General features: G+C 61.7%; 15 protein-coding genes. All 15 read left to right on the forward strand.

Features of this window, described 5'->3' with window-relative positions; genetic code table 11:
• The first annotated feature begins 4 nt into the window (after nucleotides 1-4).
• The 15 genes from fabG (at nucleotide 5) to MF4836_RS16185 (ending at nucleotide 13728) form a co-directional block, all read left to right on the forward strand.
• On the forward strand, nucleotides 5-745 hold the full coding sequence (gene fabG / locus MF4836_RS16115) for a 3-oxoacyl-ACP reductase FabG (RefSeq protein WP_020300271.1): 741 nt from the start codon (nucleotides 5-7) through the stop codon (nucleotides 743-745).
• A 196-nt stretch (nucleotides 746-941) separates the two neighbouring features.
• Nucleotides 942-1178 carry an acyl carrier protein gene (gene acpP, locus MF4836_RS16120; RefSeq protein ID WP_003175607.1) on the forward strand — a complete coding sequence of 79 codons (237 nt, stop codon included), beginning with the start codon at nucleotides 942-944 and terminating at the stop codon, nucleotides 1176-1178.
• A 107-nt stretch (nucleotides 1179-1285) separates the two neighbouring features.
• On the forward strand, nucleotides 1286-2530 hold the full coding sequence (gene fabF / locus MF4836_RS16125) for a beta-ketoacyl-ACP synthase II (RefSeq protein WP_078471090.1): 1245 nt from the start codon (nucleotides 1286-1288) through the stop codon (nucleotides 2528-2530).
• Nucleotides 2530-3345 (forward strand): aminodeoxychorismate lyase, encoded by an 816-nt coding sequence (gene pabC, locus MF4836_RS16130; RefSeq protein ID WP_078471091.1) that lies wholly within the window; start codon nucleotides 2530-2532, stop codon nucleotides 3343-3345. The genes fabF and pabC overlap by 1 nt, the downstream gene beginning before the upstream one ends.
• 3 nt (nucleotides 3346-3348) lie before the next feature.
• Nucleotides 3349-4521 carry an endolytic transglycosylase MltG gene (gene mltG, locus MF4836_RS16135; protein WP_078471092.1) on the forward strand — a complete coding sequence of 391 codons (1173 nt, stop codon included), beginning with the start codon at nucleotides 3349-3351 and terminating at the stop codon, nucleotides 4519-4521.
• A 19-nt stretch (nucleotides 4522-4540) separates the two neighbouring features.
• Nucleotides 4541-5173 carry a dTMP kinase gene (gene tmk, locus MF4836_RS16140; protein ID WP_078471093.1) on the forward strand — a complete coding sequence of 211 codons (633 nt, stop codon included), beginning with the start codon at nucleotides 4541-4543 and terminating at the stop codon, nucleotides 5171-5173.
• Nucleotides 5166-6152, forward strand: a complete 987-nt coding sequence (locus MF4836_RS16145; protein ID WP_078471094.1) for a DNA polymerase III subunit delta' — start codon at nucleotides 5166-5168, stop codon at nucleotides 6150-6152. The genes tmk and MF4836_RS16145 overlap by 8 nt, the downstream gene beginning before the upstream one ends.
• Before the next feature lie 82 nt (nucleotides 6153-6234).
• Nucleotides 6235-7026, forward strand: a complete 792-nt coding sequence (locus tag MF4836_RS16150) for a TatD family hydrolase (protein WP_020300277.1) — start codon at nucleotides 6235-6237, stop codon at nucleotides 7024-7026.
• Between the two features lie 789 nt (nucleotides 7027-7815).
• The gene (locus MF4836_RS16155; RefSeq protein ID WP_020300278.1) at nucleotides 7816-8454 is read left to right on the forward strand and encodes a TetR/AcrR family transcriptional regulator; all 639 of its coding nucleotides are present in this window, start codon (nucleotides 7816-7818) and stop codon (nucleotides 8452-8454) included.
• A gap of 139 nt (nucleotides 8455-8593) precedes the next feature.
• Nucleotides 8594-9562 (forward strand): GTP 3',8-cyclase MoaA, encoded by a 969-nt coding sequence (locus MF4836_RS16160; RefSeq protein ID WP_078471095.1) that lies wholly within the window; start codon nucleotides 8594-8596, stop codon nucleotides 9560-9562.
• Nucleotides 9563-9662: 100 nt separating this feature from the next.
• Complete coding sequence (locus MF4836_RS16165; RefSeq protein ID WP_020300280.1) at nucleotides 9663-10265, forward strand: DUF4823 domain-containing protein; 603 nt, start codon at nucleotides 9663-9665, stop codon at nucleotides 10263-10265.
• Between the two features lie 22 nt (nucleotides 10266-10287).
• Nucleotides 10288-10851: a DUF1285 domain-containing protein gene (locus tag MF4836_RS16170; RefSeq protein ID WP_078471096.1), complete on the forward strand. Its 564-nt coding sequence runs from the start codon at nucleotides 10288-10290 to the stop codon at nucleotides 10849-10851.
• Nucleotides 10852-10999: 148 nt separating this feature from the next.
• Nucleotides 11000-11728, forward strand: a complete 729-nt coding sequence (locus MF4836_RS16175) for a FadR/GntR family transcriptional regulator (protein WP_078471097.1) — start codon at nucleotides 11000-11002, stop codon at nucleotides 11726-11728.
• 33 nt (nucleotides 11729-11761) lie between these two features.
• Complete coding sequence (locus MF4836_RS16180; protein ID WP_078471098.1) at nucleotides 11762-12637, forward strand: SMP-30/gluconolactonase/LRE family protein; 876 nt, start codon at nucleotides 11762-11764, stop codon at nucleotides 12635-12637.
• 272 nt (nucleotides 12638-12909) lie between these two features.
• Nucleotides 12910-13728 carry an SDR family oxidoreductase gene (locus MF4836_RS16185; protein WP_078471276.1) on the forward strand — a complete coding sequence of 273 codons (819 nt, stop codon included), beginning with the start codon at nucleotides 12910-12912 and terminating at the stop codon, nucleotides 13726-13728.
• Nucleotides 13729-13842 lie beyond the last annotated feature (114 nt).

Below are 13842 nucleotides of genomic sequence, written 5' to 3' on the forward strand. Positions count from 1 at the left end.
CTGCATGAGTCTGCAAGGTAAAGTTGCACTGGTGACTGGCGCGAGCCGCGGTATTGGCCAGGCCATCGCGCTTGAGCTGGGTCGTCTGGGCGCGATTGTCGTGGGTACCGCGACTTCCGCCTCGGGTGCTGAGCGCATTGCTGCGACCCTCAAGGAACACGGCATTCAAGGCACTGGCCTTGAGCTCAATGTCACCAGCGACGAATCGGTTGCGGCGGTCCTGGCGAGCATTCAGGTGCAGTTCGGCGCGCCGGCGATCCTGGTCAATAACGCCGGTATCACCCGTGACAACCTGATGATGCGCATGAAAGATGACGAGTGGTACGACGTGGTCGATACCAACTTGAACAGTCTGTTTCGCCTGTCCAAAGGCGTTTTGCGCGGCATGACCAAGGCTCGTTGGGGTCGAATTATCAGTATTGGCTCGGTAGTGGGTGCCATGGGCAACGCAGGCCAAGTAAACTACGCAGCCGCCAAGGCGGGTCTGGAAGGTTTCAGTCGTGCTCTGGCGCGTGAAGTGGGTTCGCGGTCGATTACGGTCAACTCGGTAGCACCGGGTTTCATCGATACCGACATGACTCGCGAATTGCCTGAAGCGCAGCGTGATGCCTTGCTGACACAAATTCCGCTGGGCCGTCTGGGGCAGGCACAAGAGATCGCGCAAGTGGTCGCTTTTCTGGCTTCTGACGGTGCGGCATACGTTACTGGGGCTACAATCCCGGTCAACGGCGGGATGTATATGTGAGTTAAATGTGACGGATTGCTTCAAAAAAATGTCATACGAGCTGTCTAAAATCCGTTATAAAGCTGCAATCTATTTATAGGCAGATGGCCAAAGGGTTTGAGGAGTGAAGCTTTCAGTTGAAAAGCTGAAAAGCCTTTCTATACACTTACCCACTGGCCAGCTGCCTGAATTTGTCCATTAGGAGTGAAAACAAGGTATGAGCACCATCGAAGAGCGCGTCAAGAAAATCGTTGCTGAGCAACTGGGCGTTAAAGAAGAAGAAGTTGTTAACACCGCTTCCTTCGTTGAAGACCTGGGTGCCGACTCCCTTGACACCGTTGAGCTGGTGATGGCTCTGGAAGAGGAATTCGAGACCGAAATCCCTGACGAAGAAGCTGAAAAGATCACTACTGTTCAAGCTGCTATCGACTACGTTACTAGCCACCAGGCGTAATAGTTTGTAGTCGTTGCTTGCTGTCATGGAAAAACCGCACTGCCTCATGGCGTGCGGTTTTTTCTTTAGGCCTGATGCAAAGTCGTCATTAGAAAAAGGAGAGTGCTGTGTCGCGTAGACGCGTCGTAGTCACCGGTATGGGTATGTTGTCGCCACTGGGTACAGATGTGCCGAGCAGCTGGCAGGGCATTCTGGCTGGCCGCAGTGGCATTGGTCTGATCGAACACACCGACCTTTCTGCCTATTCCACCCGTTTTGGCGGCTCGGTAAAGGGCTTCAATGTCGAGGAATACCTGTCGGTCAAGGAAGCGCGCAAGCTCGACCTGTTCATTCAATACGGTCTGGCCGCAGGGTTTCAGGCGGTGCGCAACTCCGGTCTGGAAGTCACTGACGCCAACCGCGAGCGCATCGGTGTAGCCATGGGCTCGGGTATTGGCGGTTTGACCAATATCGAAGAAACCAGCCGCACACTTCATGATTCCGGCCCACGACGGATTTCTCCGTTCTTTGTGCCAGGCTCGATCATCAATATGATTTCCGGTTTCCTGTCCATCCATCTGGGTGCCCAGGGACCTAACTACGCCATTTCCACGGCGTGCACCACCGGCACCCATTGCATCGGCATGGCTGCGCGCAATATCGCCTACGGCGAGGCTGACGTGATGATCGCCGGCGGCGCCGAAATGGCTGCCTGTGGCCTGGGCATGGGTGGCTTTGGCGCATCCCGTGCGCTGTCGACCCGCAATGACGAGCCGACCCGTGCCAGCCGTCCGTGGGACAAGGGCCGCGACGGTTTCGTCCTGTCCGACGGTGCTGGGGCCCTGGTGCTTGAAGAGTTGGAGCACGCCAAGACGCGTGGCGCCACCATCTACGCCGAGCTGATAGGTTTCGGCATGAGCGGTGATGCGTATCACATGACCTCGCCACCCGCCGATGGCGCCGGTGCTGCGCGTTGCATCGCCAACGCCCTGCGGGATGCCAAGCTGAACGTCGAGCAAGTGCAGTACGTCAACGCCCACGGCACCTCGACGTCGGCCGGCGACCTGGCGGAAGCCGAGGCGATCAAGACGGTGTTCGGCGATCACGCCTACAAGCTGGCCGTGAGTTCGACCAAGTCGATGACCGGTCACCTGTTGGGTGCTGCGGGCGCGATCGAGGCGATCTTCAGCGTGCTGGCGATCAACAGCCAGGTGGCGCCGCCGACCATCAACCTGGATGAGCCCGATGAAGGCTGCGATCTCGATTTCGTGCCGCACACCGCGCGCAGCATGGACATCGACGTAGTGCTGTCGAACTCCTTCGGGTTTGGCGGGACCAACGGCTCCCTGGTGTTCCGCCGGTTCGCCGAGTGATGCAGAGCTGGGTCGACGGTCAGCCGGCGGACACGTTGTCGCTAAAAGACCGGGGCCTGGCGTATGGCGACGGCCTGTTCGAGACCATTGCGGTCAAGGCCGGGCAGCCGCTGTTGCTGGAGCGGCACCTGGCCCGTCTGGCCGAGGGCTGTCTGCGGCTGGCGATCACTGCGGACCACTCGCTGATCCGCGGTGAGCTGCTGGCCTATGCGGCAGCGTTGGGGGAGGGTGTGCTCAAGATGATCCTCACCCGTGGCGACAGCTTGCGCGGTTATGCCGCCGACCCTGCCGCCCAGGCGCGTCGGATTCTCCAGGGCAGCCCGCCCGCCACTTATCCAGCCACCCATGCCGAACAGGGCATTCGCCTGTTCCCCTGTGCCACCCGTCTGTCCGAGCAGCCCTTGCTGGCCGGCCTCAAGCATCTCAATCGTCTTGAGCAGGTCCTGGCTCGCTCCGAGTGGCGCGATGCCGAGCATGCCGAAGGGCTGATGTGCGACACAGGCGGCCGCCTGATCGAAGGCGTGTTCAGCAACCTGTTCCTGGTGGCTGAAGGGCGCTTGCTGACCCCGGATTTGAGCCGCTGCGGCGTGGCCGGGGTGATGCGCGCTGAAATAGTGTTTCAAGCCGAGTCCTTGGGCATTCCCGTGGAAATCGCCGATATTGGCCTCGATCGGTTGCGACAGGCCGACGAAGTCTTTGTCTGCAATAGCGTTTATGGCATCTGGCCGGTACGGGCCTGTGCTGACCTGAGCTGGTCGGTTGGGCCGCTCACCCGTAAACTGCAGGGCATTTCCCGCGCGCTACTGGATGTTTGATTCGTGAGACGTAAATTACTGCTTCTGCTGGAAACCGGACTGGTTCTGGCAGGGCTGCTGGCGGGCGCTTGCGCCTGGAAACTGCACTCGGCCCTGGAGCAACCGCTCAACCTGCCACAGGAGCAGTTGCTCGATGTGCCCGCAGGTTCGACACCGACCGGGACCTTCAATCGCCTGGAGGCCGACGGCGTGCTGCAGGACGCGTTCTGGTTGCGCCTGTACTGGCGCTTCAACCTCAATGGCCAGCCACTGCACAGTGGCGAATATCGCATGACCCCCGGCATGACTGCACAAAGCCTGATCGGTGTCTGGCAGCGTGGCGAAGTGGTGCAATACAGCCTGACCCTGGTGGAGGGCTGGAACTTCCGCCAGGTACGCGCCGCCCTGGCCAAGCATGAAAAACTCGAACAGACCCTGACCGGCCTCAGCGACACCCAGGTCATGGAGAAACTCGGCCACCCCGGGGTCTTTCCCGAAGGCCGGTTCTTCCCCGATACCTACCGCTTTGTGCGTGGCATGAGCGACGCCGAACTGCTGGAAAAAGCCTACGACCGGCTCGATGACGTGCTGGCCAAGGAGTGGAGCAAACGCGCCGCCGATGTGCCCTATACCGACCCCTACCAGGCGCTGATCATGGCCTCGCTGGTGGAGAAGGAAACCGGCGTGCCCCAGGAGCGCGGGCAGATTGCCGGGGTGTTCGTGCGGCGCATGCAGATCGGCATGCTGCTGCAGACCGACCCGACCGTGATCTACGGCCTGGGTGAGCGCTACACCGGCAAGCTGACCCGGGCTCACCTCAAGGAGCCGACCCCGTACAACACCTATGTGAATGCCGGCTTGCCGCCGACGCCGATTGCCATGGTCGGTCGCGAGGCGATTCATGCCGCGCTCAACCCGGTGCCGGGCAAAAGCTTGTACTTTGTTGCCCGTGGCGATGGCAGTCATGTGTTTTCCGATGACCTGGACGCGCACAACAGCGCGGTTCGCGAGTTCCAGCTAAAACGCCGCGCCGACTACCGCTCCAGCCCGGCACCGACGCCAGCGCCTGCCCCAGCGGTTCAGGAGGCACCGAGCCCGGCACCGGCAGCCGAACCGGATGCCGCGCCGCCCGCGCCTGTACCGCAGCAAGCGCCGGCCGAGGCTCCCGTCGAGCCTGAGCCGAAAAGCCCGCAATGACTTTGATTAAGGACCGCCCGTGACTGGCTTGTTTATTACCCTGGAAGGCCCGGAAGGCGCCGGCAAGAGCACCAATCGCGAATACCTCGCCGAGCGTTTGCGCGCCGCGGGTATCGAAGTGCTGCTGACCCGCGAACCCGGCGGCACACCATTGGCCGAGCGCATCCGCGAAGTGCTGCTGACCCCTGGTGACGAAGTCATGAATGCAGACACCGAGCTGCTGCTGGTGTTCGCCGCCCGCGCCCAGCACCTGGCCGGGGTGATTCGCCCGGCGTTGGCCCGTGGCGCCGTGGTGCTCTGTGATCGTTTTACCGATTCGACCTACGCCTATCAGGGCGGCGGCCGTGGCCTTTCGGTGGAGCGTATTGCCACCCTGGAGCGTTTCGTCCAGGGCGACCTGCGTCCCGACCTGACCCTGGTGTTTGATCTGCCGGTAGAAGTCGGCCTGGCGCGCGCCAGCGCCCGTGGTCGGCTGGACCGCTTCGAGCAGGAAGGCCGGGCATTTTTCGATGCGGTACGCAGCGCTTACCTGGCCCGTGCCGAAGCGGACCCTGTGCGTTATCGCCTGGTTGACGCGGCGCAGCCGCTGACGCAGGTCCAGCAGGCGCTGGATGCATTGCTGCCGCAATTACTGGAGCTTTACCGTGGCTGAGGCCTATCCCTGGCAGGACGCCCTCTGGCAGCAGCTGGCGGGTCGTACCCAGCATGCCCATGCCTATCTGCTGCATGGCCCGGTCGGTATCGGCAAGCGGGCCCTGGCCGAGCGCCTGATGGCGCGCTTGCTGTGCCAGCGTCCGGATGGGCTGGATGCGTGCGGGACCTGCAAGTCATGCATGTTGCTGCACGCCGGCAGCCACCCGGATAACTACGTGCTGGAGCCGGAAGAGGCCGACAAGGCGATCAAGGTCGACCAGGTGCGTGATCTGGTCAGTTTCGTGGTGCAGACCGCGCAGCTGGGCGGGCGCAAGGTGGTGCTGATCGAGCCGGTGGAGTCGATGAACATCAACGCGGCCAACGCCCTGCTGAAAAGCCTCGAAGAGCCTTCCGGAGAGACGGTGTTGCTGTTGGTCAGCCACCAGCCGAGCCGCTTGTTGCCGACCATCAAGAGTCGCTGTGTGCAGCAGGCCTGCCCGTTGCCCAGCGAGGCCTTGAGTCTGCAATGGCTGGCCCGGGCGCTGCCGGATTGCGGCGAAGAGGAGCGGGTGGAGCTGCTGACCCTGGCTGCCGGTTCGCCGCTGGCGGCGGTGAGCTTGCACACCCAGGGCGCTCGCGAGCAGCGGGCACAGGTGGTGGACGGGGTCAAGAAGCTGCTCAAGCAGCAGCAATCCCCGACCCAACTGGCTGAAAGCTGGAACGCGATTCCGCTGCTGTTGCTGTTCGATTGGTTCTGCGACTGGTCGAGCCTGATCCTGCGTTATCAATTGACCGAAGATGAGCAGGGCCTGGGCTTGACCGATATGCGCAAAGTGGTGCAGTACCTGGCGCAGAAGTCGACTCAGGGCAAGGTCCTGGATATTCAGGACTGGATCCTCGCTCACCGCCAGAAAGTGCTGAGCAAGGCTAACCTCAACCGTGTGCTGCTGCTCGAAGCCCTGCTGGTGCAGTGGGCGGCCTTGCCCGGCCAGCGCTAAGCCCCGTCCTCAAGCACACCGAACCATTGGCCGCCGCCCCGGCTGCGGCCCTTTCATTGACTGGATGTAGTTGCGGCCTCTTATGCTCGTAGATTCCCATTGCCACCTCGATCGCCTTGACCTTGCCGCCCATGACGGCTCCCTGGATGCTGCGCTGGACGCGGCGCGCCAGCGCGGCGTCGGGCACTTCCTGTGTATCGGGGTCAGCGTCGAGAACGCTGCCGACGTCAAGGCCCTGGCCGAGCGCTACGCCGATGTCGATTGCTCGGTCGGCGTGCACCCGCTGGACGTGCAACCGGGGGCCGCTCCGGCGCTCGACTGGCTGCTGCGCGAGCTGGATCATCCGCGGGTGGTGGCCATCGGCGAAACAGGGCTGGATTACCACTACGAGCCGGAAGCCGCCGAGTTGCAGCAGGCGTCCTTTCGTCTGCATCTGCAAGCGGCCCAGCAGACCGGCAAGCCGGTGATCGTGCACACCCGTGGGGCGCGGGCCGACACCCTGGCACTGTTGCGCGAGGCGGCCCTGCCTCAGGCCGGCGTGCTGCATTGCTTCACTGAAGACTGGGACATGGCCAAGGCGGCCCTGGACCTGGGTTTCTATATTTCTCTTTCTGGCATCGTCACCTTCCGCAATGCCGACGCGCTGCGTGATGTTGCGCGCCAGGTGCCGGCCGATCGCCTGCTGGTGGAAACCGACTCGCCGTACCTGGCGCCTATCCCTTATCGCGGCAAGCCCAACCTGCCGCAGTACGTACGCGAAGTTGCGGAGTTCCTGGCGATGCTGCGCGGTGAGTCCTACGACGCCTTTGCCGCGCAGACCACCGAGAATTTCCAGCGCCTGTTTCCGTTGGCTCATGTCGGGCGAGCTGACTGAGAACGCCGCTGTAACGGCGCGGGGTGGGTCCAAGGGGAGGGGCCTGGCTGAATCCCGGGCAAAAAAAACCCGGGTTCTGGGGGGTGAATCCGGGTTAAGACCATTAGGAGTAAAACAAAGGCACGCGGTCCTTCGGTACCTTCATCGGCGCTTCACTTGGGGGAGATGTCACGCCGACAGTTCAAGTATTGATCACTATCGCGTTCAGTCCAGTTGGGGTTGCTCGTTTTTTAAACAATTTTGGAATACGCCCGCTTCGGTTGGGTTCTCATTGTCCCGGACGGCCCGGCACCATCGGACGCTTTGGCGGATCAGCGCCTATCTGTCGTCAACAGCGGCCAACGCCCGGGTTTCTCAAGGCGCTTCCAGCACACACCCTGTTGCAGTTCAGGTGCCTGGAAGCCCTCCCTGGCTGATACGTGCCCGTTCGTGAAAACACTATCAAGATGACGCAGGGCTGGCCTACGCTGTGTTTCTGACCCGTTGCGCATCAGGCGTCGATATTGGATGTGGTGGGTCGGATAAGCGTTCATACAATTGCTGCGCAAGTACTGTAGAGTCTCGATGGCGCCGCGGAGTGGCTTTAGAGTTCTGTGTTTTTTCCGCTGCGCCAAGGCCGCATCGGCTGGATAAGCAGGAGCAGGGCCGGAGCCCCCGGGGCAAATGGCTGGCACCCGCAGTCGATGCAAAATCATCCAGATACATCGTCATCTTCGGATGATCCGTGCATTTTTGCGCAAGTTAGGCATAATACGCGGCTTCGATTTTGACCCCGACAGACCTTTTCTTATGCAGAAAGAACCTCGTAAGGTCCGTGAGTTTCGTCGCCGTGAGCAAGAAATTCTCGATACCGCGCTCAAGCTGTTCCTCGACCAAGGTGAAGACAGCGTCACCGTCGAGATGATTGCTGATGCCGTGGGTATCGGCAAAGGCACCATCTACAAACACTTCAAATCCAAGGCCGAGATTTATCTGCGCCTGATGCTCGACTACGAGCGCGATTTGAACGAGTTGCTGCACTCGGCCGATGTCGACAAAGACAAGGAAGCCCTGTCCCGCGCCTACTTTGAATTCCGCATGCGCGATCCGCAGCGTTATCGGCTGTTCGATCGCCTGGAAGAGAAAGTGGTCAAGGGCAACCAGGTGCCGGAGATGGTCGAGGAGTTGCACAAGATCCGTGCCTCCAACTTCGAACGCCTGACCTTGTTGATCAAGGGGCGCATCAGCGAAGGCAAGCTGGAAGACGTGCCGCCTTACTTCCATTACTGCGCGGCCTGGGCGCTGGTGCACGGCGCGGTCGCGCTGTATCACTCGCCGTTCTGGAGCAATGTGCTGGAAGATCAGGAAGGCTTCTTCCAGTTTCTGATGGATATTGGCGTGCGCATGGGCAACAAGCGCAAGCGCGACACCGACACCCCGAGCAGCTGATTCATTCAGCAGCCTGATTGCGCCGTGATTCTCCTATATGGCGCAGTGCCCCAGGAATATACTCAGGCATGGGACTTGCCAAAACCTGATTTATAAGTCAGGTTTTGCCGGTTCTCTACTTCCTCCGCCGGAGTACCCCATGATCGTTGATCGTCAAGGCAGGCGTTTTCGCAATCTGCGGATCAGCCTGACCTCAGCCTGCAACTACGCCTGTACCTACTGCGTGCCCAATGGCAAGCGGTTGGTGGCTGCGCAGGATGAACTGTCGGCCGAGGCAATGGCGCGAGGCGTGGCCTACCTGATTGAAGCCGCGGGCATCGAGCGCCTGCGCATTACGGGCGGCGAACCGCTGGTCAGTCCGAAGCTGGAAGCCTTCATGGGCGCCGTCGGACAAATGGGCCTGGACGATATCAGCCTGACCACCAATGGCCAGTTGCTGGCGCGCAAACTGCCGCTGCTGGTAGACGCCGGTATCCGCCGGATCAACGTTTCCCTGGACACTCTGGACGCTGCGGCCTTCCGTGGCATTGCCCGTGGTGGTGACCTGGCCACCGTGCTGGACGGCATGGATCAAGCCAGCGCAGCGGGGTTGAAGATCAAGGTCAATATGGTGCCGCTGCGTGGACAGAACCTGGACCAGGTCATGCCGCTGCTCGATTACTGCCTGGAGCGGGGCTACGAGCTGCGTTTTATCGAATTGATGCGCATGGGCCACCTGGCCAGTGATTCGAATGCCTTCCTGCAACAGTTTGTCAGCCTGCAGCAACTGCTGAGTCTGATCGGCGAGCGTTATGAATATCAGCAGGCCGATGCGCCGGTGGATGCGACGGCGGTGCGCTATGCGATTCCGGGAAGGGGGCACTTTGGCGTGATCGCCAACGAAAGCGTGCCGTTTTGCCGGACCTGCTCGCGCCTGCGGTTGTCCTCCACGGGGTGGCTGCACGGCTGCCTGTCGTCGAGCAATCGGCACTACGTCGGCGACTTGCTGGACAAGCCTCGGCACCAGGCATTGCCGGCGCTGCAGGGGCTGTTGATGAAGGCCCTGGGCGATAAGCAGGAGGTTGCATTCTCCGGTGGCGCAACGGTGATGAAAATCATCGGTGGCTGATCGCTGGCCGTGGTCATTGCTGGCCGTCGGGCAAGCTGGCGCGGAAGCTGCATCTCGTGCCCATTCGCCGGTTTTCCGTCACCGGCTTCTGGAGGGTAGGATGCGTAGCCTGGTTTTGCTGCTGGCCTTTTTGGCGCTTGGCGGCTGCATGAATGTCAGCGATATGGGCGAGGGCGTGCGTTATCACTTGAGCGACTCGGGCATGCTCGATCACAGCGATACGCGCCGCACGAGTTCGTTCCGCATTCAGCCGGACTCGTTCATATTTATCGCCCAGGGCGCGTTTGTGCCGCCTGGCAGCGCCTATCCGCGACCTAACGTCGTGGCGGAAGAAGCCTTTAACGGCTTTATCGAATACTTCCCGATGGTGCGCCGCGCCCGAGCGCCCGAAGGCCTCAACCAGGCCATGGCAGAAGCCCGGGAAGTCGGTGCGCACTACCTGCTCTATGCTCGCTTTGCCAAGGCCGACGACCGTATCGGCAACTCCGATGAGTGGTTCGATCAAGAGGCTGTGGACCGCCTGGGTGTCGACACCGGCGTCATCCAGATCATGCTGATCGAGACCAGCACCCAGTATTTGATCGATACTGCACGGATTCGCAGTCGTGGCGGTTTACTGACGTTCCACGACAACAAACCGCAAGACCTGCTCGGTCCGCCGCTCCAGCAATACGCCCGTGGCTTGCTGGGATTGAGCGACTGAGCAACGCACAAGGAGTACATCGATGAGTGGTCCAGGCAAAGCCAACGACCTGTTGGCGCAAATTCCCAAGTCTGAAAAAGGCTTGCCGCCGGTCCACCTGTGGAACCCCGATTTCTGTGGCGATATCGACATGCGGATCGCCCGCGACGGCACCTGGTACTACCTGGGTACCCCGATCGGGCGCAAACCGATGGTCAAGCTGTTCTCCACCATCATGCTGCGCGAAGGTGACGATTATTTCCTGATCACACCGGTGGAGAAGGTCGGGATCAAGGTCGACGACGCGCCATTTGTCGCGGTTACCCTGGACGTGCAGGGCCAAGGCGAGCACCAGCTGCTGCGCTTTACCACCAACGTCGAGGAGCAGGCCGAAGCCGGTACCGAGCATCCGTTGCGCGTGGTCATCGACCCCCAGACCCAGGAACCGGCGCCGTACGTCCATATCCGCAGCAACCTCGAAGCCCTGATTCATCGCAACGTCTTCTACCAGTTGGTGGAGCTGGCAGTGCCCCGTGAAATCGACGGCCAGCGCTGGCTCGGGGTCTGGAGCGGCGGTGTGTTCTTTCCTATCGGCCTTGAGCCCTGACTCCAGGCGCTACCCTCAGTTGATACCTCGGCATCACGCTGCTTGAGGTTGTCGCCTGCCCGTCGAAAAACCTTTGACAGCCAATCATGTGATCAATAGCGTGAGCCGATGCTGCACGGCTCCGTTTTTCTTCATCACGAGGGTGTCCATGTCCAACAGTTTTCACGCGTCGACGGTCGATTGGCTGGGCGCCTGGATTGCCGCCGGGCATGTTCAGCCCGGGCAGGCGATCAAGGTCGAGGCGGACCTGGGCCTGCAGCTCGGGGTCAGTCGCACGGTGATCCGCGAAGCGATCAAGACCCTGGTTGCCAAAGGCTTGCTGGAAGTCGGGCCCAAGGTCGGCACCCGGGTATTGCCGGTGCGGCGCTGGAACCTGTTCGATCCGCAGGTGGTGGGCTGGCTGTCACGCAACGGCTTGCCGGAAAACTTTGTCGACGACTTGCTGGATCTGCGTCGCACTATCGAACCCATGGCCGTGCGCTGGGCTTGCGAGCGGGCGTCGGTGGAGCAGATCGAGGCCATAACGCTGGCCTACAAGGCCCTTGAGCGCGCGGTCGACAGCGGCCTGGATTACAACCTCGCCGATCAGTATTTCCACGAGTGCATTCTTGCCGCCAGCCATAACCAGTTCATCGAGCAAATGGTGCCGGCCCTGGGGGCCCTGCTCGCGGTGTGCTTCGAAGTCTCGGCCGCCGACCCCGACGAACTGCGGCGCACCTTGCCCATTCATAAGGACCTGGCCCACGCCATTGCCGCCCGGGATACCGGGCGCAGCGTCTGGGCCTGCATGACCCTGATCGACAACGCGGCCTTGGCGATCAAGCGCTACTACCCGGATCTGATGGCCGGCAAGGCCGCCAGCGCTGCCGGACGCTGATATCACCTGACCACCATAAGAGCGGGAGGTTGTATGGACTGGAAGGCGGTTACCCCGCATCGGGCCCTGCTGGGCGAGGGACCATTCTGGGACGGTGCCGAACAGGCCCTGTACTGGGTGGACATTGCTGCAAAGCAGGCGCTGCGCTTCAAGGAAGGCGGCTTGCGGGTCTGGCACCTGCCGGAACACGTGTCCGCCTTCATTCCTACGGTGCGTGGCGATGCCCTGGTGACCCTGAGCAGCGGGGTCTATCGGCTCGACCTGGAGTCCCCGGCCGATGCGCCCCAGCTGCAATTGTTATGCGTCGCCGATCCGCACCCCGGTAACCGGGCCAACGAAGCGCGTTGCGATGAGCAGGGGCGACTCTGGCTCGGCACCATGCAGAACAACATCGGACCCCACGGTGAGGACCTGCCCGTGGTGCAGCGCAGCGGCGGCCTGTTCCGGGTAGACGCCAATGCGCAGGTGACGCCGCTGCTCCAGGGGCTGGGGATTCCCAATACCCTGATCTGGAGTGATCAGAGCGCCACCCTGCATTTTGCCGACAGCCTGGACGGCACCCTCAATCGCCATGCCGTCGCGGCTGACGGCAGCCTCGGGCCGGCACAAGCCTGGCTGGGGCAGCATCCTCGTGGAGGGCCGGATGGCTCGGCACTGGATGCCGAAGGTTGCCTGTGGAACGCCCGTTGGGATGGCAGTTGCCTGCTGCGCCTGACCCCGGATGGCGAGGTGGATCAGGTCATCGAGCTGCCGGTCAGTCGGCCCACCAGTTGTGTGTTTGGTGGGGAGGACTTGCAGACCCTGTACGTCACCAGTGCCGCCAGCCCGCAGGCGCATGGGCTGGACGGTGCAGTGCTGGCAGTTCGGGTCTCGGTGGCGGGCACGGTATGCACGCGTTTCGTGGGTTAAATCCCTATATATGGGATGTAAAATTATATATTGAGATTTCGTAAGGGCCGGGTTTATAGTCGGCCACAGCTCCACGCACTCACACTAAAAAAATAATACCGGTGACGCGATGCAGAGATCTTCCTACGCACTCCTTAGCGGAGTCGATGTTTCAGGCCATCAAGGCCGGCCGGCGCCTGCCGGTGCGCGGTTCATACCTACCCCTGTCGATGCTGGCCGGTCATCCCTGGATGCCCGGCGTTCGTCGTGCCCTGCCACAGGAGTCCCGATTCATGGCTGATGCTCTTTCCTTGCCGCCGGTGCCTGAACCGCCCCGGGGCGAACGCTTGAAAAACAAGGTGGTGCTGCTGACCGGCGCGGCCCAGGGAATCGGTGAGGCGATTGTTGCCTGCTTCGCCGCGCAGCAGGCAAAGCTGGTGATCAGCGATATCCAGGCGGAAAAGGTCGAGGGCGTGGCGGCTCATTGGCGGGAGCAGGGCGCTGATGTCCAGGCCCTGCGAGCCGATGTGTCGCGGCAGGCAGACCTCGATGTACTGGCCCGGCAGGCCATCGAGCTGCACGGCCGGATCGACGTACTGGTCAACTGCGCCGGGGTCAATGTGTTCCGCGACCCGTTGCAGATGACCGAGGACGACTGGCGGCGCTGCTTCGCCATCGACCTGGACGGCGCCTGGTACGGCTGCAAGGCGGTGCTGCCGCAGATGATCGAGCAGGGCGTCGGCAGCATCATCAACATCGCCTCGACCCACTCCACCCACATCATTCCCGGCTGCTTCCCGTACCCGGTGGCCAAGCACGGCCTGCTGGGGCTGACCCGGGCCTTGGGCATCGAATACGCGCCCAAGGGCATCCGGGTCAACGCCATCGCCCCGGGTTACATCGAGACCCAACTGAACGTCGATTACTGGAACGGTTTTGCCGATCCCCATGCCGAGCGCCAGCGGGCCTTGGACCTGCACCCGCCGCGACGCATCGGCCAGCCAATCGAGGTGGCAATGACCGCGGTATTCCTGGCCAGCGATGAAGCGCCGTTCATCAATGCGTCGTGCATCACCATCGATGGTGGGCGATCAGTGCTCTATCACGACTGACGGTGGAGTGTTTCGGGCTGAGAACTTCGCCTGAAGCGCAATGATCATATGATATGACTATTCGCTTGAAGCTGTGACTGCAACGAGATACGCCGCCAGGCTGCGCAAAGCCCC

This window comes from Pseudomonas sp. MF4836 (genome assembly GCF_002018875.1).
In the GTDB taxonomy this organism is placed as follows: domain Bacteria; phylum Pseudomonadota; class Gammaproteobacteria; order Pseudomonadales; family Pseudomonadaceae; genus Aquipseudomonas.

Excerpts from the sequence above, each read along its gene's own strand:
- fabG (WP_020300271.1), top strand. The coding sequence starts at position 5 with ATGAGTCTGCAAGGTAAAGTTGCACTGGTGACTGGCGCGAGCCGCGGT.
- acpP (WP_003175607.1), top strand. The coding sequence starts at position 942 with ATGAGCACCATCGAAGAGCGCGTCAAGAAAATCGTTGCTGAGCAACTG.
- pabC (WP_078471091.1), top strand. The coding sequence starts at position 2,530 with ATGCAGAGCTGGGTCGACGGTCAGCCGGCGGACACGTTGTCGCTAAAA.
- MF4836_RS16150 (WP_020300277.1), top strand. The coding sequence starts at position 6,235 with ATGCTCGTAGATTCCCATTGCCACCTCGATCGCCTTGACCTTGCCGCC.
- MF4836_RS16155 (WP_020300278.1), top strand. The coding sequence starts at position 7,816 with ATGCAGAAAGAACCTCGTAAGGTCCGTGAGTTTCGTCGCCGTGAGCAA.
- MF4836_RS16160 (WP_078471095.1), top strand. The coding sequence starts at position 8,594 with ATGATCGTTGATCGTCAAGGCAGGCGTTTTCGCAATCTGCGGATCAGC.
- MF4836_RS16165 (WP_020300280.1), top strand. The coding sequence starts at position 9,663 with ATGCGTAGCCTGGTTTTGCTGCTGGCCTTTTTGGCGCTTGGCGGCTGC.
- MF4836_RS16170 (WP_078471096.1), top strand. The coding sequence starts at position 10,288 with ATGAGTGGTCCAGGCAAAGCCAACGACCTGTTGGCGCAAATTCCCAAG.
- MF4836_RS16175 (WP_078471097.1), top strand. The coding sequence starts at position 11,000 with ATGTCCAACAGTTTTCACGCGTCGACGGTCGATTGGCTGGGCGCCTGG.
- MF4836_RS16180 (WP_078471098.1), top strand. The coding sequence starts at position 11,762 with ATGGACTGGAAGGCGGTTACCCCGCATCGGGCCCTGCTGGGCGAGGGA.
- MF4836_RS16185 (WP_078471276.1), top strand. The coding sequence starts at position 12,910 with ATGGCTGATGCTCTTTCCTTGCCGCCGGTGCCTGAACCGCCCCGGGGC.